At 61.2% G+C, this 19775-nt stretch carries 17 protein-coding genes and 1 tRNA gene; 5 read left to right on the top strand and 13 right to left on the bottom strand.

Annotation, left to right across the window (positions count from 1 at the left end; translation table 11 throughout):
• Positions 1-42 precede the first annotated feature (42 nt).
• The 3 genes from gatB to gatC all read right to left on the bottom strand — a co-directional run bounded on the left by gatB (position 43) and on the right by gatC (position 3431).
• The gene (gene gatB, locus ACSQ36_RS00265; RefSeq protein WP_436180528.1) at positions 43-1521 is read right to left on the bottom strand and encodes an Asp-tRNA(Asn)/Glu-tRNA(Gln) amidotransferase subunit GatB; all 1479 of its coding nucleotides are present in this window, start codon (positions 1519-1521) and stop codon (positions 43-45) included.
• A 2-nt stretch (positions 1522-1523) separates the two neighbouring features.
• Positions 1524-3017 (bottom strand): Asp-tRNA(Asn)/Glu-tRNA(Gln) amidotransferase subunit GatA, encoded by a 1494-nt coding sequence (gatA, locus tag ACSQ36_RS00260; RefSeq protein ID WP_436180527.1) that lies wholly within the window; start codon positions 3015-3017, stop codon positions 1524-1526.
• A gap of 114 nt (positions 3018-3131) precedes the next feature.
• A complete protein-coding gene (gene gatC / locus ACSQ36_RS00255) occupies positions 3132-3431 on the bottom strand; it encodes an Asp-tRNA(Asn)/Glu-tRNA(Gln) amidotransferase subunit GatC (protein WP_213765121.1) in 300 nt (99 codons plus the stop codon).
• 377 nt (positions 3432-3808) lie between these two features.
• Here gatC and ACSQ36_RS00250 point away from each other — a divergent pair, with 377 nt between their 5' ends.
• The 5 genes from ACSQ36_RS00250 (at position 3809) to rodA (ending at position 10375) form a co-directional block, all read left to right on the top strand.
• Positions 3809-4852 carry a rod shape-determining protein gene (locus ACSQ36_RS00250; RefSeq protein ID WP_017772379.1) on the top strand — a complete coding sequence of 348 codons (1044 nt, stop codon included), beginning with the start codon at positions 3809-3811 and terminating at the stop codon, positions 4850-4852.
• 199 nt (positions 4853-5051) lie between these two features.
• Positions 5052-6152 (top strand): rod shape-determining protein MreC, encoded by a 1101-nt coding sequence (mreC, locus tag ACSQ36_RS00245; RefSeq protein WP_436180526.1) that lies wholly within the window; start codon positions 5052-5054, stop codon positions 6150-6152.
• Positions 6149-6661, top strand: a complete 513-nt coding sequence (gene mreD, locus ACSQ36_RS00240) for a rod shape-determining protein MreD (RefSeq protein WP_213765119.1) — start codon at positions 6149-6151, stop codon at positions 6659-6661. Before mreC ends, mreD begins: the two co-directional genes overlap by 4 nt.
• A 99-nt stretch (positions 6662-6760) precedes the next feature.
• Complete coding sequence (mrdA, locus tag ACSQ36_RS00235) at positions 6761-9205, top strand: penicillin-binding protein 2 (RefSeq protein WP_436180525.1); 2445 nt, start codon at positions 6761-6763, stop codon at positions 9203-9205.
• Positions 9206-9226: 21 nt separating this feature from the next.
• On the top strand, positions 9227-10375 hold the full coding sequence (gene rodA, locus ACSQ36_RS00230; RefSeq protein WP_213765141.1) for a rod shape-determining protein RodA: 1149 nt from the start codon (positions 9227-9229) through the stop codon (positions 10373-10375).
• Between the two features lie 66 nt (positions 10376-10441).
• Here rodA and ACSQ36_RS00225 read toward each other — a convergent pair whose 3' ends face one another.
• From ACSQ36_RS00225 to rsmB, 10 genes are all read right to left on the bottom strand, one after another.
• The gene (locus ACSQ36_RS00225; RefSeq protein WP_436180524.1) at positions 10442-11116 is read right to left on the bottom strand and encodes a tetratricopeptide repeat protein; all 675 of its coding nucleotides are present in this window, start codon (positions 11114-11116) and stop codon (positions 10442-10444) included.
• Entirely contained in the window at positions 11113-11895 is a 783-nt protein-coding gene (locus tag ACSQ36_RS00220) for an HpcH/HpaI aldolase family protein (protein WP_436180523.1), read from the bottom strand. The genes ACSQ36_RS00225 and ACSQ36_RS00220 overlap by 4 nt, the downstream gene beginning before the upstream one ends.
• A 166-nt stretch (positions 11896-12061) precedes the next feature.
• Positions 12062-12508 (bottom strand): 6-carboxytetrahydropterin synthase QueD, encoded by a 447-nt coding sequence (gene queD, locus ACSQ36_RS00215; protein WP_436180522.1) that lies wholly within the window; start codon positions 12506-12508, stop codon positions 12062-12064.
• Between the two features lie 28 nt (positions 12509-12536).
• Positions 12537-13169 carry a 7-carboxy-7-deazaguanine synthase gene (gene queE / locus ACSQ36_RS00210; protein ID WP_436180521.1) on the bottom strand — a complete coding sequence of 211 codons (633 nt, stop codon included), beginning with the start codon at positions 13167-13169 and terminating at the stop codon, positions 12537-12539.
• A 2-nt stretch (positions 13170-13171) separates the two neighbouring features.
• Positions 13172-13906, bottom strand: a complete 735-nt coding sequence (gene queC, locus ACSQ36_RS00205; RefSeq protein ID WP_213765113.1) for a 7-cyano-7-deazaguanine synthase QueC — start codon at positions 13904-13906, stop codon at positions 13172-13174.
• 301 nt (positions 13907-14207) lie between these two features.
• Positions 14208-14283: transfer RNA gene (locus ACSQ36_RS00200), tRNA-Phe, on the bottom strand.
• 101 nt (positions 14284-14384) lie between these two features.
• On the bottom strand, positions 14385-15104 hold the full coding sequence (gene esaR / locus ACSQ36_RS00195; protein ID WP_213765112.1) for a response regulator: 720 nt from the start codon (positions 15102-15104) through the stop codon (positions 14385-14387).
• Positions 15105-17498, bottom strand: coding sequence for a sensor histidine kinase (locus ACSQ36_RS00190; protein WP_218627303.1), 2394 nt, complete (start codon positions 17496-17498; stop codon positions 15105-15107). It abuts the gene before it with no gap.
• Between the two features lie 31 nt (positions 17499-17529).
• Positions 17530-18138 carry a DUF4390 domain-containing protein gene (locus ACSQ36_RS00185; RefSeq protein WP_436180520.1) on the bottom strand — a complete coding sequence of 203 codons (609 nt, stop codon included), beginning with the start codon at positions 18136-18138 and terminating at the stop codon, positions 17530-17532.
• Positions 18135-19619 carry a 16S rRNA (cytosine(967)-C(5))-methyltransferase RsmB gene (gene rsmB, locus ACSQ36_RS00180; RefSeq protein ID WP_436180519.1) on the bottom strand — a complete coding sequence of 495 codons (1485 nt, stop codon included), beginning with the start codon at positions 19617-19619 and terminating at the stop codon, positions 18135-18137. The genes ACSQ36_RS00185 and rsmB overlap by 4 nt, the downstream gene beginning before the upstream one ends.
• Positions 19620-19775: the final 156 nt, after the last annotated feature.

The raw sequence follows: 19775 nt of genomic DNA, 5'->3' as shown, positions 1-19775 counted from the left end.
GACGAGACCCGGCAACAACCCGCGAATAGTCCAGCCGTCAACTCAAGAGGATAGTTTCTTCTTCAAAAGCTCGTTGACCTGCTGCGGATTCGCCTTGCCCTTCGTCGCTTTCATCGCCTGGCCGATCAGCGCATTAAACGCCTTCTCCTTGCCCGAACGATACTCATCGACGGATTTCTGATTAGCCGCCATCACCTCGTCGATGATCGCTTCCAGCGCGCCCGTATCAGAAATCTGCTTCAACCCCTTCGCTTCGATAATCCGATCGGCGGCGGCGTCGTCGGTGGCTTTCTCTTCCCAGATCGCCTGGAAAATATCCTTGGCAATCTTGTTGGAGATCGTGCCGTCGGCCACGCGCTGAATGACGAGCCCGAGCTGCGCGGGAGAAACCGGCGAGTTCGCAATATCCAGCGAATCGCGGTTCAATTGCGACGATACTTCACCCATCAGCCAGTTGGCCGCGAGCTTCGCATGCGTCGGCCCGACTACGCCAACGACGCTTTCAAAATACGCCGACATCCCCTTCGACGACGTCAACCCCGCCGCGTCATACGGCGTCAAACCGTATTGCTCGACAAAACGCGTCTGCATGGCTTCGGGCAATTCGGGCAATTCGCTGCGAACCCGCGCAATCCACGCTTCATCGATGACTAAAGGCATCAGGTCGGGATCGGGGAAATAGCGGTAATCGTGCGCGTCTTCCTTGCTTCGCATGGAACGCGTTTCGCGCTTGTCGGGATCGTAGAGACGCGTTTCCTGCACCACCGTCCCGCCGTCTTCGATCAACTCGATCTGCCGGCGCACTTCGTACTGAATGGCTTCTTCGAGGAAACGAAACGAGTTCAGGTTCTTGATCTCGGCGCGCGTGCCGAATTCGGCCTGTCCGACGGGGCGCACGGAGACATTCGCGTCGCAACGGAACGAGCCTTCCTGCATGTTGCCATCGCAGATACCGAGCCATTGCACAAGACTGTGCAGACTCTTGGCGTAGGCGACCGCTTCGGCGGCGCTGCGCATTTCAGGTTCCGTCACAATTTCGAGCAGCGGCGTGCCGGCCCGATTCAAATCGATACCCGTCATGCCCGCGAAGTCTTCGTGCAGCGACTTGCCGGCGTCTTCTTCCAGATGCGCGCGCGTCAGGTTGACGGTCTTTTCGTAAGCGGCCGTGCCGGTTTTCTCATTGGCCGGAACCTGAATCGTGACGGTACCGCCCTGCACGACCGGAATCTCGAACTGGCTGATCTGATAACCCTTCGGCAAATCGGGATAGAAATAATTCTTGCGCGCAAAAATGCTGCGCGGCGCAATGGTCGCGCCAATTGCCAGGCCGAGACGAATCGCGCGCTCCACCGCGCCACGGTTCATCACGGGCAACGAACCCGGCAACGCCAGATCGACGGGACAGGCCTGCGTGTTCGGCTCAGCGCCGAACTGCGTGGGCGCACCCGAAAAAATCTTGGAGACGGTGGATAACTGCGCGTGCGTCTCAAGACCGATAACAACTTCCCATTGCGTACTCATACTTACACTCCCGCCGGTGATTGCACGTGCCAGTCTGTCGCGCGCTGAAACGCGTCGGCGACCTGGAGCAACCGGGCTTCGTTGAAATAGTTGCCAATGATCTGCAAGCCAACCGGCCGCGTGGCATGCGCGCTGCCGGCAGCGCCGAAACCGCACGGCACGCTCATGCCGGGCAAGCCGGCGAGGCTGATCGACAACGTGTAGATATCGGCGAGATACATCTGGACGGGGTCATCGGCTTTTTCGCCGAGATTCCATGCCACCGATGGCGCGACCGGTCCCATGATCACATCGCAGTGATTGAACGCTTCCTGGAAATCCTGCGCGATGATGCGGCGGATTTTCTGCGCCTGCAGGTAATACGCGTCGTAATAACCGTGCGACAACACGTACGCGCCCACGAGTATGCGGCGCTTCACTTCCGGGCCGAAACCTTCGGCACGCGACTTCTTGTACATATCGAGAAGATCGGTGTATTCAGCCGCGCGATGGCCATAACGCACGCCATCGAAACGCGACAGGTTCGACGAAGCTTCAGCCGGCGCGATGATGTAGTACACGGGAATCGACAATTCGGTCTTCGGCAGCGAGACTTCGACCAGCGTTGCGCCGAGCGCTTCGTATTGCTTCAGGGCGGTATCGATCGCGCTGCGCACTTCGGCGCTCAAACCGTCGCCGAAGAACTCTTTCGGCAAGCCGATGCGCAAGCCGGCGAGCGGTTTGGCCGCATCCGTGCCGGACCATTGCTGACCGAGATAGCGCGTGTAATCTTCGTCCTCGCGCTGGAGGCTGGTCGAGTCGCGCGGATCGAACGACGCAATGGCGTTGAGCAACAACGCGCAATCCGACGCGCTGCGGGCCATGGGTCCGCCCTGATCCAGCGACGACGCGAACGCGATCATGCCGTAACGCGAAACGCGGCCGTACGTTGGTTTGATTCCGGTAATGCCGGTGAACGACGCGGGTTGGCGAATCGAGCCGCCGGTGTCCGTGCCGGTGGCGGCGGGCGCGAGGCGTGCAGCCACTGCGGCAGCCGAGCCGCCCGACGATCCACCCGGAACGGCTTTGAGATCCCAAGGGTTCTTGACCGGGCCGAAGTACGAATTCTCATTGGACGAACCCATCGCGAATTCGTCCATATTCGTCTTGCCGAGCGTTACCACGCCCGCGTTCTTGAGACGTTCCACAACCGTGGCGTCGAACGGGCTCGCGTAGTTCGCGAGCATTTTCGAGCCGGCCGTGGAGGTCCAGCCGCGCGTGACAAACACGTCTTTATGCGCGATCGGCAGACCGGTCAGCACGCCCGCTTCGCCCTTGGCGATCAGCGCATCCGCAGCTTTTGCCTGGTCAAGCGTGAGTTCATGGTCAACACTGATGAACGCGTTGAGATCCTTCGCTGCGTCGATGCGCTGCAAAAAGAGCTGCGCGAGTTCGACGGCGGAGAGGGTCTTTGCGTCGAGAGCCGCGCGCAGTTCGGTCAAGCTTTTTTGATGCATTGCGTTCTTCCTGAAGGGCGCCGGGTATCGAGTACCGTGCGCCTTTTGTTTTCGTGCGTGTATTGCATCGCCTCAATTACATTGCCTCGGAGGCGATGTTTCAAAACACGACGTTCATTCGATCACCTTGGGCACGAGATACAGCCCGTCGCGCACGGCAGGCGCAGACCGTTGGAACTCTTCGCGGTTTACGTGCTCTGTAACAACATCATTTCGCAAACGCAGCTCAGCTTTCTCGATCTGCTCAATCGGATGCGCAAGCGGTTCGATACCCGTGGTATCCACGGCCTGCATCTGCTCGACGAGACCGAAGAAGTCGTTCAGTCGCGCAAGCGTGGGTTCGGCCTCGTGCTCGGGCAATTCGAGCCGCGCGAGGTGCGCAATGCGTTTTACATCGGTCAGGGTCAGAGACATTCGATCACCGGGTTTTTTCGACTTACACGCTGAGAAACAGTGCGACAACAGTGCGACTGCAATTCGAGATAAAGGAGCTTAAAAAGCAGGCTTGACGGTGGCAAAATGTACCGTCCTTTTCCTTCGAACACCCCAAAATTATAAGGTATCATTACGCGTTCGACCCAAATCCGGATCGACTTACCAGCGGCCTGTTCTTAGTTTCAGATTTTTAAGAAAAGTGCACGCCTGGTTCGCTTGCATCCTCCGGTAGATTTCTCCGCAGTCTTGCAATTTGCGTGGCCAAAATTGGGTCCCGCTGCAGGCTGTCATTTTTTTCCGCTGCCGTCCTTTGGCGCTCGAAGCGAGGCACGGCTCCCAGCGAGACAGGATTTTGAATGTTCGGTTTTTTGCGCAGCTACTTTTCAAACGATCTGGCGATTGATCTCGGCACCGCCAACACGCTGATCTACATGCGGGGCAAGGGCATCGTCCTTGACGAGCCATCGGTGGTTTCCATTCGCCAGGAAGGCGGTCCTAATGGGAAGAAGACCATTCAGGCCGTCGGCCGCGAAGCGAAGCAGATGCTCGGCAAGGTGCCGGGCAACATTGAAGCTATCCGGCCTATGAAGGACGGCGTTATCGCCGACTTCACCGTCACGGAACAGATGATCAAGCAGTTCATCAAGACTGCGCACGAATCGCGTATGTTCTCGCCTTCGCCGCGCATCATCATCTGCGTGCCGTGCGGTTCGACTCAGGTCGAACGGCGCGCGATCAAGGAAGCCGCACACGGCGCGGGCGCGTCGCAGGTGTATCTGATCGAAGAACCCATGGCTGCGGCCATCGGCGCCGGCTTGCCGGTGTCCGAGGCAACGGGCTCCATGGTCGTCGACATCGGCGGCGGCACGACCGAAGTGGGCGTGATTTCGCTCGGCGGTATCGTGTACAAGGGTTCCGTGCGCGTGGGCGGCGACAAGTTCGACGAAGCTATCGTCAATTACATCCGTCGCAATTACGGCATGTTGATCGGCGAGCAGACAGCTGAAGCCATCAAGAAGGAAATCGGTTCGGCTTTCCCGGGCTCCGAAGTCAAGGAGATGGAAGTCAAGGGCCGCAATCTTTCCGAAGGCATCCCGCGCAGCTTCACCATTTCGAGCAATGAAATTCTCGAAGCACTGACCGATCCGCTGAACCAGATCGTTTCGTCGGTGAAAATCGCGCTGGAACAAACGCCGCCGGAACTGGGCGCCGACATTGCCGAGCGCGGCATGATGCTGACCGGTGGTGGCGCTTTGCTGCGCGATCTCGACCGGTTGCTGGCTGAAGAGACCGGCTTGCCGGTGCTCGTCGCTGAAGATCCGCTGACGTGTGTCGTACGCGGTTCGGGCATGGCGCTCGAACGCATGGACAAGCTCGGCAGCATCTTCTCCTACGAGTAAGCCTTGACGCCTTTCACTAAGGCGCCAACAGCACGCACTCGCTCAACGCAACAACGGCGACGTGCGCGAAGTATGCGACTTGCGCAATGGTTCACGTGGCCCGGCTTAGTCCGGGCCACGGCGAACAGCGCTGGGCAAGGGCGCGCCCCCACGCGAACCCGCAGCATCGAACCAACCGCTCACGCCCTCGGCGCCGACCATGGAATACAGTCCGCCGCCACTTTTTAAGCAAGGTCCGTCCGCTCTCGCGCGATTGATCTTCTTCGTGGTGCTCGCCCTCGCCCTGCTGATCTCCGACGCACGCTTCAACACGCTCGAAATCGTGCGCGGCGTGCTGGGAGCGGGTTTGTATCCGCTGCAGCGCGCGGCGCTCGTACCACGCGATATTTTCATGGGTGCGGCCGATCTTGCCGTCACCAGCGCAACCCTGCGCAACGAGAACACCAAGCTGAAAGAAAAGAACCTCGAGTTGTCGGTGAAAGCCGGCGACGCGGCCCAGCTCACCGCCGAGAACACGCATCTTCGCGCGCTGCTCCAGCTCGGCTCGCGCGCCAGCACGCAAACCACGCCTGTCGAAGTCCAGTACGACACCCGCGATCCTTTCACGCAGAAAGTCGTGATCGGCAAGGGTGCGCAGCAAGGCATCCAGGACGGCGCGCCGGTGGTGAATGAAGACGGTGTCATCGGGCAAGTCACGCGTGTGTTCCCGCTGCAATCGGAAGTCACGCTGCTCTCCGACAAAGACCAGGCGGTGCCCGTGCAGATCGTACGGACCGGATTGCGCAGCGTGATCTACGGCACGCCGAAGGGCGACACGCTCGATTTGCGTTTCGTCCCCATCAGCGCCGACGTGCAAACGGGCGACGAACTCGTGACCAGCGGTCTGGATGGCATTTATCCGCCGGGATTGCCGGTGGCGAAAGTCGTTCGCGTCGATAAACAAGCGGATACCGCGTTCGCCCGCGTAGTCTGTCTGCCGATCGCGCCGGTACGCGGTGCGCGCCAGTTGCTCGTGCTGCATTACGAGATCAACCAACCGCCGAATCCTGAAGAAGTCGAAGCAGCGGCCGCGGCCAAGGAAGCGAAGGACAACAAGGGTAAGAAGGGCAAGGCAGCGCCGGCGAAAAGCGCCAGCGCTGCCGCCCCTGCGGCGGCGGCCAGTACGCCTGCCGCGAAAAACGCTGAACCGGCGGCGGCAGTGAAGAAAACCGAGCCCGCAGCCACGAAGAAAGCCGAAAAATCCGAGCACGCGAGGAAAGCAGAACCTGCCCGCAAGCCCGCGCCCGGAGCCGCACCATGAACCGTCCGCAATACATCCTGCAGCCGGTCAATCCGTACTTCATCACGTTTAGTCTGGCCGCGGCGTTCCTGCTGAACCTGATGCCGTGGGGCCGGATTTTCGGCGTCCCGGATTTCGTCGCGGTCGTGCTGCTGTTCTGGAATGTTCACCAGCCGCGTCGCGTGGGCATGGGTATCGCGTTCATGCTCGGCATGCTCATGGACGTTCACAATGCCAGTCTGCTCGGTGAGCACGCGCTTGCGTATACGTTGTTGTCGTATGGCGCCATCACCATTCACAGGCGCGTATTGTGGATGTCGCTGCCCGTGCAAACGTTCGTGGTCGCGCCTTTGCTGATCGGCGCGCAAATCGTGCCGTTCGTGATCCGCCTGCTGACGGGCGCGGCGTTTCCCGGCTGGGGTTATCTGATCGACGGGTTCGTGGAGGCTATTTTGTGGCCGGTCGCAAGTTTCCTGCTGCTGATTCCGCAGCGCCGCGCCACTGATCCCGACGACACGCGGCCAATCTGAGGTGACTCATGAGCGAACAAAGCGCCTGCTGCAACCGCTGCACGCCGTAAACGCGACACACGCCACGCACGCCATACACGCGGTTCCCGCGAACATTGCATGACCGAATTTCAGAACGCCGAACAACAGTTATCGAAGTTTCGCCTGCGTGTGGCTGCCGCCGGCCTGTTCGTGTTCGTCTGTTTCGGGCTGATCGGCGTTCGCTTCCTGTATCTGCAGGTCTGGCATTTCAGCAAATACTCGCTGCAGGCCGATGAAAACCGCATCTCGGTTGCCCCTATCGTGCCGAACCGCGGCATCATCACCGACCGCAACGGCGTGGTGCTGGCGAAGAATTATTCGGCTTACACGCTGGAAATCACGCCGTCGAAGATCAACACCACGCTCGACGATGAAATCGACCGTATCGGGACGGTGATTCCCGTCGATCAGCGCGATCGGCGGCGTTTTAAGAAGCTGCTGGAGGACTCGAAGAATTTCGAGAGCCTGCCAATCCGCACCCGCTTGACCGACGAAGAAGTCGCCCGTTTCACCGCCCAGAAGTTCCGCTTTCCGGGTGTGGAAGTGCGCGCGCGGCTGTTCCGGCAATATCCGCTTGGACCCACCGCAGCGCACGTGATTGGTTATATCGGGCGGATTTCGCAGCGCGATCAGGAACGTATCGACGAAGCGAGCGACCAGAACGACGCCGACACCGATCACTACGATCCCCGTCTGGACGCGAATAACTACAAGGGCACGGACTACATCGGCAAGATTGGTGTGGAACAGAGCTACGAAACCGAATTGCATGGCCTGACCGGCTTCGAGGAAGTGGAAGTCACGGCGGGCGGGCGCCCGGTGCGCACGCTGTCGCGCACGCAGGCCACGCCGGGGAACAACCTGGTGTTGTCGCTGGATATCGGCTTGCAGCAGGTCGCCGAGCAGGCGTTCGCGGGCAAGCGCGGCGCGCTGGTCGCTATCGAACCAGCGACGGGCGATGTGCTCGCGTTCGTCTCGGCTCCCAGTTTCGACCCGAATTCGTTCGTCGATGGCATCGACCAGCAGACTTGGGATTCGCTCAACAATTCCCCCGATCACCCGCTGCTGAACCGTCCGCTGCACGGCACCTATCCGCCCGGTTCCACCTACAAGCCGTTCATGGCGCTTGCCGCGCTGACGTTGCATAAACGCACGACCAGTTGGGGATTCCAGGACCCGGGTTCGTACACGTTCGGCGGTCACACCTTCCGCAATGACGTGCGCGCAGGCCAGGGCTGGGTCGACATGAACCGCGCGATCGTGGTTTCCAACGACACCTATTTCTACATGCTGGCGCACGATCTCGGCGTGAATGCCATGGCCGGCTTCATGAAGCCGTGGGGATTCGGGCAGATCACGGGTATCGACATCAACGGCGAAGCGCGCGGCATTCTTCCATCCACCGAGTGGAAAAAGAAGGCGTACCGGAAACCGGAACAACAGCGCTGGTATGAAGGCGAGACGATCAGCCTGGGTATCGGGCAGGGTTATAACTCGTTCACGATCCTGCAACTCGCGCACGCCACGGCGACGCTCGCGAACGACGGCGTGGTCATGAAGCCGCACTTGGTCAAGGAAGTCGAGAATCCGATCAGCAAGGCGGTACGCGTCACCGTGCGTGATCCGAGCGACAGGATTGCGGTCAAGCAGGCGGACATCGACTTTATCAAGCGGGCAATGGAAGGCGTGGTGACCACCGGTACGGGTTCCAAGATCTTCCGCGGCGCACCTTATCAGGCCGCGGGTAAAACCGGGACGGCGCAGGTCTACTCGCTGCAAGGCGCGAATTATTCACACAGCGCGATAGCGGAACGGTTGCGCGATCACGCGTTGTTTATCGCGTTCGCACCGGCTGACCATCCGACTATCGCGGTTGCGCTGATCGTGGAAAACGGCGGCTGGGGCGCGGAATCGGCGGGTCCGATCGCGCGGAAAGTGCTCGATTATTATCTCGTCGACCGGTTGAAACCGGGTGCGGAAGCGGCGGCTGTAGCGGCGGCGGCATCGGCGACGGAAGATGCAGGCGCGCCGGTGATCGGGGGTGCGCAAAGCCCGGTGGACGCTGCGCTGCCCGCTTCGGTGACGGGTGCGTCGCCGGCGTTCAAGCCATTGGCTGCGTCCGGTTCAGTGGCTGCGAGTGCCGCCGGGGCTGCGGCTTCTGATTCGGCTGCGTCTGCGCCGGCAAGCAGCGGAGCCGGAGCGGCGTCGAGCGCGCCGGCTGCATCGGCGGCGTCGGCCGTTCCTGCTGCGCCGAGCATGCTGCGCGCGCTGGAAGCGCCGCGCGTGCCGGTCGCGCCTATCGCCACGGAAGCGCGGGAAACAGCGCGCCCGGCAACGGAATCGAAAGCACCGGGTGTGGTCAACGCGAAGGAGACCACCCGTATGGCCGAGGTCCGCAAGGCGCCCGCCGCACCAACGCCGCCGTCACCACCGAAAGAACCCGCGCCCACTGCCGCGATCCCCCGCAACACCGGCAAAAGCGCCATCCAGACGTTGACTCCGTCTGGCGGCATCGACGAGTAAAGGAGAATCGCCATGCAAGCGCTGCAATTCGATAAGCGCGTCTGGCTCGAACGCACGAAGCGCATGTTCGCGGGCTTCGATAAACCGCTCGCGCTGATTGTGTTCCTGCTGCTGTGCGTGGGCATCGTGACGCTGTACAGCGCGAGTCTCGACGTCCCTGGCCGCGTGGAAGATCAGTTGCGCAACATCATGCTGACGTTCGGGCTGATGTGGATTCTCGCCAACGTGCCGCCGCCCACGTTGATGCGTTTCGCCGTGCCGATGTACACCATCGGCATGGCGCTGCTGATCGCGGTCGCCACGTTCGGGCTGACGCGCAAAGGCGCGAAACGTTGGCTGAACGTGGGCGTGGTAATCCAGCCCTCGGAGATCATGAAGATCGCGATGCCGCTCATGCTCGCATGGTATTTCCAGCGGCGTGAGGGCGGTATCCGATGGTGGGATTACATCGTCGGCTTCGTGATCCTGATCCTGCCGGTCGCGATCATCGCCAAGCAGCCGGATCTGGGCACCGCCGTGCTGGTGTTCGCGGCGGGCCTCTTCGTGATCTATTTCGCGGGCTTGAGTTTCAAGCTGATCGTGCCGGTGCTCGTGGCGGCCGTGCTGGTGGTCGCGAGTATCGGCGTATTCCAGGAGCGCATTTGCCAGCCGGACGTGAACTGGCCGCTGATGCACGATTACCAGAAGCATCGGATCTGTACGCTGCTCGATCCGACCTCTGATCCGCTCGGTAAAGGCTTTCACACGATTCAGGCCGTCATTGCGATCGGCTCGGGCGGGACCTTCGGAAAAGGCTGGCTAAAGGGTACGCAGTCGCATCTGGAGTTCATCCCTGAAAAACATACCGACTTCATTTTCGCGGTGTTTTCGGAGGAGTTCGGGCTCGCGGGCGGGCTTGTGCTGCTATTCCTTTACATGGCGTTGATTGCGCGAGGGCTGTTTATCGCGGCGAACGGGGCGACGCTGTTCGGACGCCTGCTGGCCGGATCGCTGACCATGGCATTCTTTACTTACGCGTTCGTGAATATCGGGATGGTGAGCGGGATCTTGCCGGTGGTCGGCGTGCCGTTGCCGTTCATGAGTTACGGTGGAACCGCGCTGACAACGCTCGGGGTTGCGGTCGGGCTCATCATGAGCGTGTCACGACAAAAGCGGCTGATGAAAGGCTAGCGTTTTCGACGTAACCCGTTGCTGAAACAAAGCCCACGATGATGGTTTCATCGTGGGCTTTTTGTTTTATTGCGGCTGTTCGTGCGCGAGTTCCGCGCTGAGTTGCTGGAACTTCAGCTTCGCCGCAGGATCACCCTGCGCCGCCGCCGCCGCATAATACGCGCGTGCCACGTTGATGTTCTTCTTCACGCCATCGCCGCCGCGCTCGTAAAACGATCCGGCCACGTATTGGGCCGTCATGTCCCCGCCTTCGGCCGCCTTCTTGTACCAGACGAACGCTTGCGCGTTGTCGCGCGGCGTGCCGCGGCCATCGAGGAACTGGTTCGCCAGCGCGAGCTCCGCCAGGACATGGCCCTGGTTCGCCGCTCGCAAGAACCAGCGATGCGCCTCGGCCGGATCACGCCCGACAAACTCGCCGTCATCGAACATCTTGCCGTACACGTATTGCGCTTGCGTCATGTTGGCGTCGGCGGCTTTGCGCAACCACTTCTTGCCCTCGTCCACTTCTGCCGGGCCGCCTTCGCCGTTCACCAGCATCATCGCGTAATTGAATTCGGCGAGACGGCTGCCCTTTTGCGCCGCATGCAGAAACTCCGAGCGCGCGGCGCCAAAATTGCCCGCGTTGTAATCGGCGACGGCGTTTTGCGTCGCCATATCACTGCCCTTGACGGTCTGCGCACTTACCGCGCTGCACGCCATCACCAACGCTACGGATACCGCGCCCAATATTCCGGGTTTCATGCCCTTGCCTCCTGCAACGCCTGTCGCGTCGCCTTTAACAGCCAGCCGACATCAGCCGATAACGCGATGACCTTCACACCCGCTTCTGCATATGAACGCGCACTCGCGACATCGAGCGCGAAAATGCCGCTCGCGATGCCCGCTTGGTTCGCGGTATCGATAACTTTCGTGATTGCCGCCTGGACGTCGGGATGTTTGGTATCGCCGAGATGACCGAGACTCGCGGCCAGATCAGCGGGCCCAATGAACAAGCAATCGACGCCCGGCGTAGCCGCAATCGCGTCCACATTCGCGAGCGCCTGCTCGGATTCGATCTGCACGATCGTCGATATCTGCGCGTTCGCCGAACTGACGTAATCACGCCGGATGCCGTATGCCGCTGCGCGCACGGCACCTGCGGCACCGCGCAGCCCATCGCGGGCATCGGCGTTCGGATACTGCGTGAGACGCACGACATGTGCCGCCTCTTCCGCCGTTTCGACGTTCGGGAACATCAGGGTGCGCGCGCCCGCGTCAAGCACGCGCTTGACCAGCCAGCCTTCATGCGCCGGCACGCGGACAATCGGTTCGGTCGGCAAGTGCGCGGCGGCAATCGCACGAAGTTGCGCGATGACGTCCTGGCTGTCGTTCGGCGAATGCTCCATGTCGATACAAAGCCAGTCGAAGCCTGCATGCGCCACGGCTTCGGCCACGTCCGCGCTGCCTAGCGATAGCCAAAGGCCGAACAAGGTGCCGGACTCGGTGAAACGCTGTTTGAGGAGATTGGTGTAGGTGCTCATCGCGTGGTTCCGGTTAGATCACACGCGGCGGGATGGCTGGCAGGCATGTCTCGCTCCGTTGGGCTATGTCGCTGGAATGCGCCGCAACAAAACGTGCGGCTTGTCCAAAGATCATACCGTGACAAAAGAGCGCTGGCAGGAGCCGGCTTTGAAGACCTGTGAAGCGTCAGACGCCTTCGACGTCCGCCCAGCAATTCGGTGTTTCATACAGACGTACGCGCTTCAACTTCAGATCGACGCCGTAGTGGTCGTTGTAGACGCCGGAGAGAATCCGGAACGCCTCGGCGGCGAGATTTTCCACGGTAGGAATGCGGTCGAGCACAACGGTCTTGTGATCGGCCATTGTCTCAAGAAAGCTGCGCACGACTTCGTCGCGTGCATAGACGATAAACGCGTGGTCCCACTTGTTGACCAGATGTTCCATGGCCAGCGCCTTGACGTCGGCGAAGTCCATCACCATGCCGCGATCCGGCGCGCCTTCCGTTTCGACGATTTCGCCTTGCAGCGTGATTTCCAGCACATACCGATGACCGTGCAGGTTACGGCACTGGCTGCGGTGATCGGGGATGCGGTGGCCCGCATCGAATTCGAGTTTTCGGGTGATCGTCTGCACGTCTGCTCAGCTAGGGGCTTGATTCGCGTTAGGGGATGTTCAGGTACTTGTGCGTCTGCATGGACAGGCGCCATTGCGGATGCCGCTTGCACCAGTCGATAGCGAGCTTCGTATTGATATCGCGCGACGGGCCGTCCATGGGTTGCACGAGGAAATACTCGAAGTCGAGTTTCGCGTAATCGGCCAGCGGCTGATTGTCTTGCGGCACCACGACCTTCAACTCGTTGCCCTTCGTCACGACCAGCGGCGCACCGGCTTTCGGGCTCACGCAAATCCAGTCGATGCTGTCCAGCACCGGCAGCGATCCGTTCGTTTCGATCGCCATTTCGAAGCCGGCTGCATGCAGGGCATCGACGAAAGGTTGGTCGATCTGCAGCATGGGCTCACCACCTGTGCAGACCACGAACTTGTGCGCTTCGCCTTCCGGCCATTGCGACGCGATCATGGCGACAAGGTCCGCAGGCGTTTTGTATTTGCCGCCGTTCTCGCCATCCGTGCCGACGAAATCCGTGTCGCAAAACTGGCAGACGGCGTCCGCGCGATCTTCCTCGCGACCCGACCAGAGATTGCACCCGGCGAAGCGGCAGAACACGGCCGGACGGCCGGCGTTTGCGCCCTCGCCCTGCAACGTGTAGAAAATTTCCTTTACTGCGTACGTCATGATCAGACCGGTTCGGTGGTGACTTGCTCACCCGACTTGTAGGCTTCGTAGCCACGCTTGCGCAGCTTGCACGCCGGGCATTGGCCGCAACCAAAACCCCATTCATGCAGCTCGGAGCGCTCGCCGACATAACACGTGTGCGTCTCGACGCGCACCAGTTCCACCAGCGCTTCGCCGCCTAGCTGTTCGGCTAAGCGCCAGGTGTCGGCTTTATCGAGCCACATCAGCGGCGTCTCGAGCAGGAAGCGGCTGTCCATGCCGAGATTGAGGGCAACTTGCAGCGCCTTCATGGTGTCGTCGCGGCAATCGGGGTAGCCCGAGAAATCCGTCTCGCACATGCCGCCGACGAGCACCTTCAGACCGCGCCTGTACGCGATGGCGGCGGCGATCGTCATGAACATGAGATTGCGGCCGGGCACGAAGGTGTTCGGCAAGCCGCTCGCGCTGGCTTCAATTTCGATCTCGCGCGTCATGGCGGTGTCGCTGATTGCGCCGAGCACGGACAGGTCGATCATGTGGTCTTCGCCGAGCCGTTCGGCCCACTGCGGAAACTGCTGTTTCACCGATGCCCGGAAGCCTTCCCGGCATTCGAGTTCCACACGATGGCGCTGGCCATAGTCGAAGCCGAGCGTCTCGACGGTTGTAAAACGATCGAGCGCCCAGGCAAGGCATGTGGCCGAATCCTGGCCACCGGAAAACAGCACCAGTGCGCTGTCTTTAGCGTCTGTCCGAGTCACCGTGAAACTCCGATGGAGAGGATGGGGTGCGCGATTTGGCTAATGTTCAGAAGCGGCCGCTGCGCGCGGTTTTATCCTGCTCCTATCTTAGCCAAGTCTTTGAAGAACCAAGGATTTTATCATGAAGGCGGGCGTTCGCTCTCGGTCGGGGCTTGACCAGGCGGAGAGATGAACGGGGACAGGTCGTGGTGCGCTCAAGATTAGCCGTCTGATTGCAGCCAGCAACCCGACCCAAGGGCGCACAAAAACCAATGAAAAATGCCCGGAAACCTTGCGGTTTCCGGGCATTTTTTTGCAACTGTGGTGGCCTGGGACGGAATCGAACCATCGACACGCGGATTTTCAATCCGCTGCTCTACCAACTGAGCTACCGGGCCACGAAGAACGAAAGTATATCAAAGGGGATTATGTCGCTCAAGTGCTTTTTGGCACCTTTTTACTGAAACGATCCTTGTCTAACCCCTCCTCGCCCCGCCAGTCATGCCTCGCTCTTGTTCTTGCCCAGATCCACACCGAGCTGCTTGAGCTTGCGATACAAGTGCGTGCGCTCCAGTCCAGTCTTCTCCGCCACCCGCGTCATGCTGCCGTTCTCACGCGCCAGGTGATACTCGAAGTACGCGCGCTCGAAGGCATCGCGTGCATCACGTAACGGGATATCGAAGGAGATGGACGCCGTCGCGCCAGCCGGACCTGCCGCTGCACCCAGCGCGCCTGCATCGCCGCTCGTGAGATTCAACGACGAAGCGACCGGCAACGCAGCCGAGGCCGGCACCGTCGAACCGCTCGACGGCAAGGCCGGCCGTATGGCCGCATTCGTGATCGGCGCGGCAGCCGTGCCACGCGCAAGTCCCTGCTCGACCGCCTTGAGCAATTTTTGCAAGGCGATCGGCTTCTCGAGGAAGTTGAGCGCACCAATCTTCGTGGCCTCAACCGCCGTATCGATAGTCGCGTGGCCCGACATCATGATCACCGGCATGGTGAGCTTGCCCTGCGCCGCCCACTCTTTCAGCAGCGTCACGCCGTCGGTATCGGGCATCCAGATGTCGAGCAGCACGAGATCCGGCGCCTGCCGCAACCGATACTCCCGCGCATGCTGCGCATTCTCCGCCGTCTCCACCACGTGACCTTCGTCGCTCAGGATCTCCGAGAGCAATTCCCGGATACCCATTTCGTCGTCTACCACCAGGATGGTTGCCATTTACGCTGCCCTTGTCTGCACTAATGCTTTTGTCGTTCCGTGGCTCGCCGCCGCCGAGGGCGGTGTCGCGCCCGGTTCGGCGGAATCGTCCGCGAGTTGCAGGAACAGAATCGAGATCTGCGCGCCTTCGATCACGTCAGGAGTCTTCGAACGATTGCGGATGTCGATGCGCGCGCCATGCTCGTCGACGATCTTCTTTACCGTTGCAAGACCCAGACCCGTGCCCTTGGCCTTCGTTGTCACGTAAGGCTCGAATGCGCGCGAGAGAATTCGCGCGGGAAAACCAGAACCGTTATCCGATACCGTCAACCGCACCGCTACGCGCGCATGTCCGGAGGCATCGGGGTCGCCATATTCTACTGTCTTCGTTTCAAGCAGCACGCGTGGTTCGGCCACATCGGCCACCGCATCCTGCGCATTCTGCAAAAGATTGTGAATCACCTGCCGAAGCTGCGTGGCATCGCCGCGAATCACGGGCAATTTTGTCAGCTCCACGGTGATGTGACTCTTGCCCTCTTCAATGCCATACAACGTCAGCACTTCGGTCACAAGATCGTTGAGCTGCAGGTTGCCCAGGACGGCCGGCGGCGTACGCGCGTATTCGCGGAAGTCGTCGACCATCTGCTTCATCGCCTGAACCTGGTTCACGATGGTAGTCGCGCCGCGCTTGAGCACTTCGGCGTCGGCGGGAGCAAGCTTGTCGGTGAGCTTCATCTGCAACCGTTCAGCCGACAGCTGGATCGGCGTGAGCGGATTCTTGATCTCATGCGCCAGCCGCCGCGCCACTTCGCCCCATGCGACCGAACGCTGCGCCGAGATGACGTCCGAGATGTCGTCGAATACGACTACATAGCCCGTGGTCTCGGCGTCGTCGGTATCGCTTTCGGTCAGGGTCAACAACTGCGTACCGCGAACCAGCAAGGTCAACGGATCAGTCTCGCCGGGCACCGGAACAGCGAGTTGCTGCTGCCAATGCCCACGGTCACCAATAGGCCGGCCGCTGCCGCTGGCCGCTGCGTCGCGATCCGCAAATGCCTTGCGCACCATCGCGCCGAATTCGGCCAGTACACCGATCTGCTCAAGCGGCAGATTCAGCGACGCATTGAACGGCTGCCGGAAGATCCGCTCGGCGCCGCGATTCGCCGTGGTCAGGCGGAACTGCCGATCGAACACGAACACGCCAGCGGTCAGGTTCGCGAGAATGCTTTCGAGGTACGCCTTTGAATGTTCAAGTGCGATCCGGTTGTTCTCAACCGCCGCACGCGCCTCGGACAATTGCCGCGTCATTGCGTTGAACGACTGCGTGAGGAAGCCGAGTTCGTCACGCGACTTCACTTCGCGCTTGGGCGTGTAATCGCCCTCGGCGACTTCTTTCGTCCCTTGCGCGAGCAGGAACAACGGCCGCGCGAGCTGATTGCCAAGCGCGAGCGCGAGCATCATTGCAATGAAGGTCGCGAGGAACAACGCCAGCGTCAGCGTGCCGATATACATCTTGCGCAAGCCGGTCCGCCCGAGCGCTTTTTCCTGATACTCGCGATACGCGCGCTGCACGGCGTCGGCATTGCGGGCGAGTCCGGTACTGACCGGCTGTTCGATCTGCAGGAAACGCTCGGCCGGTTGCAGTTCAGTGGTCGAACTGTCGGGGATCTTCACAATGACCCGCAGTCTCAACGCGCCCTTTGGCCCGGTCAGACTTGAATCGCCATCCACCTCGCCTTCAATAGCCCCATACGGCCTGCTGCGTGCCTGATTCAGTTGCAGCGGAGTGGGCAGGTCGTCGGGCACGAGCGCCGCAAAATTACTCGATGCCTGCGCCACCACGCGCACATCGGGCGCGGTACCGGTACCGGAGCCGCTTCTCGCCGGCTCGACGATAGTCGCATCCTGCACGTTGAACTGATCGCGCAGGCGCAACAGCGTGAGCGTGAGGCTGGTTGGATCGGCGCTGGCGAGCTGATCGCCCATCAGGCGGCCCTTGTTCTGCAGATCGGACAGCGATGCATCGAGCATTCCGCGCCCGAGATTCAGCCCGGACGTGAGCGCGGTTTCCACGTTCACGTCGAACCATGATTCGATACTGCGCGACACGAACTGATACGACACCACGTAGATAATGCCGCCCGGAACCACACCGACGAGCGCAAAGATAAACGCGAGTTTCGCGAGCAGCCGCGTGCCGAACTTGCCCTGCCGCACTCGCGTGATGATGATTGCCACCAGCCCGATGACAATCAGGATGAGCACAACCGCCACCGCAAGATTCGCGGCGTAGAGCCACTGATAATAGCGGTCGAAGAACTCGGTGTTCGCGCTGGCAAGCGCCAACATGACCAGCAGCAGAATGGCCGTGAGCGCAACCGTTGTCACGAGCACGCGAACGACGATGCCTGTCATGTTCGTGCGGCGCAGCGGCCGGCGGCGTAGTTTATTTAGCACTGGTCGCCGCCGTAAAAGTAAAACGCTTCCACTCGGAAGAGAGATTCCAGTCGCGGTTGTTGACCGCGTCGATCTGGAACGGCTTGGGCATTAACGCGATATCGAGCTGCATGCGCACCGACGCGTTGTACGTCTCGCCAGGCGTGACCTGATTACGATCGATCACGTGCCATGAGGTCACATGCTTGATGACCGCAAGCGCTTCCTGAAGGGTGGGGAAGCCGAGCTGCAAGCCTCCCGTGGAGACGCGGTATTCGCGTGTCAGGGGCTGAAACGAAAGCCGGATGCTTTGCGACACGCTCACCGGTTCTTCATCGAACCAATACCAGCGCGGCCACGACAAATCGAAATCGGTTGTGAAATACAAAGGCACGCCCTTGTTCACGGCGTCTTCAAGGCTGCTGTTGAGATCGAAGTCGAAGCGGGCGTCGAGACTCCAGCCCGATCCGTCCGCCTGCAACGACGCGCGCTGCACGGCAATGGGATCGGCCTGCGCGGCCGAAACAGGCATGAACGACAGCGCAAAGCTCAACAACATGGCCAGCACGGCCTGACCGGCAGGCGCGAGCCGCAGCGGGAAAAAGCGTTTGATCGTCACCGTTTCTGAAAGCGCGCGTAGAAGAATCCGTCATGGTCCGCAAAGGCTTCCGCGTCCCGCGTCGATGTCAAGCGGGTACGTTGCGCCTCGCCTGAATTGTCCGTCAGCGAGTTCGTGACCGGGTCCGGTGATACTTGCGAACCAGCCGCGCCGGTGCGGCTGGCTGTCGGCAGTAATTGCCCGGGCGCGTCCAATCGTACCGCATCTTCGTGCACCTCTCCAAACCACTGCGCCTGCAACTCGCCCTCTTCGGGGAAGATCGAGCACGTAACGTAAAGCAACTCGCCGCCGGTCGCGACCAGCGGCCAGAGCGCGGAAAGAATGCGGCGCTGCTCCTCGACCAGGGCGGCAATGTCAGTAGGACGGCGCAACCAGCGAATGTCAGGATGACGCCGCACGATCCCCGATGCCGAACACGGCACGTCGGCAAGAATGCGATCGAACGGGTCCCCGTCCGACCAGCCCGACGGTTCCCCGGCATCGCCTACGCGAATTTCCGCCTGCACGTTCAGGCGTTGCAGGTTCTCGCCGATACGCCGCGCCCGCCCCGGATCGCTTTCCACCGCGACCAACTCGACGTTCGCCAGTTCCAGCACGTGGCCCGTCTTGCCACCGGGCGCGGCGCATGCGTCGAGCACGCGCATGCCGTCGCGCGCGTTCAGCAACTGAGCGGCGAGTTGCGCGCCGGCGTCCTGAACCGAGACAACGCCATCGGCGAAACCGGGGATCTTGTCGACCGCCATCGGCGTCTTGAGGCGCACGGCGTGAATACCTGCGGCTTCGGCTTCTATCTGCTCGGCCTTGAGGACGTCGAGATATTGCGCGACGCTCATGCGCCGTGCGTTCACGCGCAACGTGAGCGGGCCTTGCCGGTTACCGGCGTCCAGGATGTTTTCCCATTCGTCGGGCTGGCCGCGCTTGACCGCGTCGATCCACCATGCGGGATAGTTGAAACGCGCGACCGGATCGCTTTGAACCTCGGCCAGTAACGCTTCACGTTCACGCAGGAATGAGCGCAGCACGGCATTGACCAGACCCTTCGCAAACGCAAATTCGCGCCTCGCGGCGATCGCGTTGACGGCCTGATCGACAACGGTGAAAGGCGTGTACGCGGCGTGGGCTTCGTCGTCGACCAGCAGCGCGAACGCGCAGGCCATCACATTCGATACATGCGGCGGCGGCGCCTTGCGCACGAGCTTCGCGAGCAGCGCGTCGGCCACGGCGAGACGCCTCAGCGTGCGGTACGCAATGTCCTGTGTCGCCCCGCGCGATACCGCCACGTGCGTCGCCGCGATGACCGTCTGCAAGGCGGCGGGCAGCGAGGAACCGGCACGCACCGCGCCGACCGCTTGCGCGGCGGCATCGAGCGCGAACGCGAGTGAATCGGGGGCGAGGTGAGGCGTGTCTAGACGGGCGTCGGACGACGCTCGGCTGCTGTCCGCCGATGAAACGGCGCGGCGTCGGGAAGGCTTTTCGGTCATGTCGGGGCGAAGGCGTTCGAGCCGGCCGATGCCGGTCCGCACAAACGAAGCATTGTAACTTGCGAGGGGTTTGGGCTGAGATTGCAGCCCGGATGCTGGCCGAACGGACGGGATTGGAGGCAGCCCGCTGTTTTATTGGTTTTGACAAGACCCATC

This window comes from Caballeronia sp. LjRoot34, from assembly GCF_964253815.1.
Lineage (GTDB): Bacteria > Pseudomonadota > Gammaproteobacteria > Burkholderiales > Burkholderiaceae > Caballeronia.
This window is presented reverse-complemented; position numbering and strand designations above follow the sequence as displayed.

What these genes read in the sequence shown, in the direction of transcription:
- gatB (WP_436180528.1), bottom strand. Translation starts at nt 1,521, where the DNA reads ATGAGTACGCAATGGGAAGTTGTTATCGGTCTTGAGACGCACGCGCAG.
- ACSQ36_RS00190 (WP_218627303.1), bottom strand. Translation starts at nt 17,498, where the DNA reads ATGACAGGCATCGTCGTTCGCGTGCTCGTGACAACGGTTGCGCTCACG.
- gatA (WP_436180527.1), bottom strand. Translation starts at nt 3,017, where the DNA reads ATGCATCAAAAAAGCTTGACCGAACTGCGCGCGGCTCTCGACGCAAAG.
- mreD (WP_213765119.1), top strand. Translation starts at nt 6,149, where the DNA reads ATGAACCGTCCGCAATACATCCTGCAGCCGGTCAATCCGTACTTCATC.
- rsmB (WP_436180519.1), bottom strand. Translation starts at nt 19,619, where the DNA reads ATGACCGAAAAGCCTTCCCGACGCCGCGCCGTTTCATCGGCGGACAGC.
- queE (WP_436180521.1), bottom strand. Translation starts at nt 13,169, where the DNA reads ATGACGTACGCAGTAAAGGAAATTTTCTACACGTTGCAGGGCGAGGGC.
- mreC (WP_436180526.1), top strand. Translation starts at nt 5,052, where the DNA reads ATGGAATACAGTCCGCCGCCACTTTTTAAGCAAGGTCCGTCCGCTCTC.
- ACSQ36_RS00250 (WP_017772379.1), top strand. Translation starts at nt 3,809, where the DNA reads ATGTTCGGTTTTTTGCGCAGCTACTTTTCAAACGATCTGGCGATTGAT.
- mrdA (WP_436180525.1), top strand. Translation starts at nt 6,761, where the DNA reads ATGACCGAATTTCAGAACGCCGAACAACAGTTATCGAAGTTTCGCCTG.
- ACSQ36_RS00225 (WP_436180524.1), bottom strand. Translation starts at nt 11,116, where the DNA reads ATGAAACCCGGAATATTGGGCGCGGTATCCGTAGCGTTGGTGATGGCG.
- gatC (WP_213765121.1), bottom strand. Translation starts at nt 3,431, where the DNA reads ATGTCTCTGACCCTGACCGATGTAAAACGCATTGCGCACCTCGCGCGG.
- esaR (WP_213765112.1), bottom strand. Translation starts at nt 15,104, where the DNA reads ATGGCAACCATCCTGGTGGTAGACGACGAAATGGGTATCCGGGAATTG.
- ACSQ36_RS00220 (WP_436180523.1), bottom strand. Translation starts at nt 11,895, where the DNA reads ATGAGCACCTACACCAATCTCCTCAAACAGCGTTTCACCGAGTCCGGC.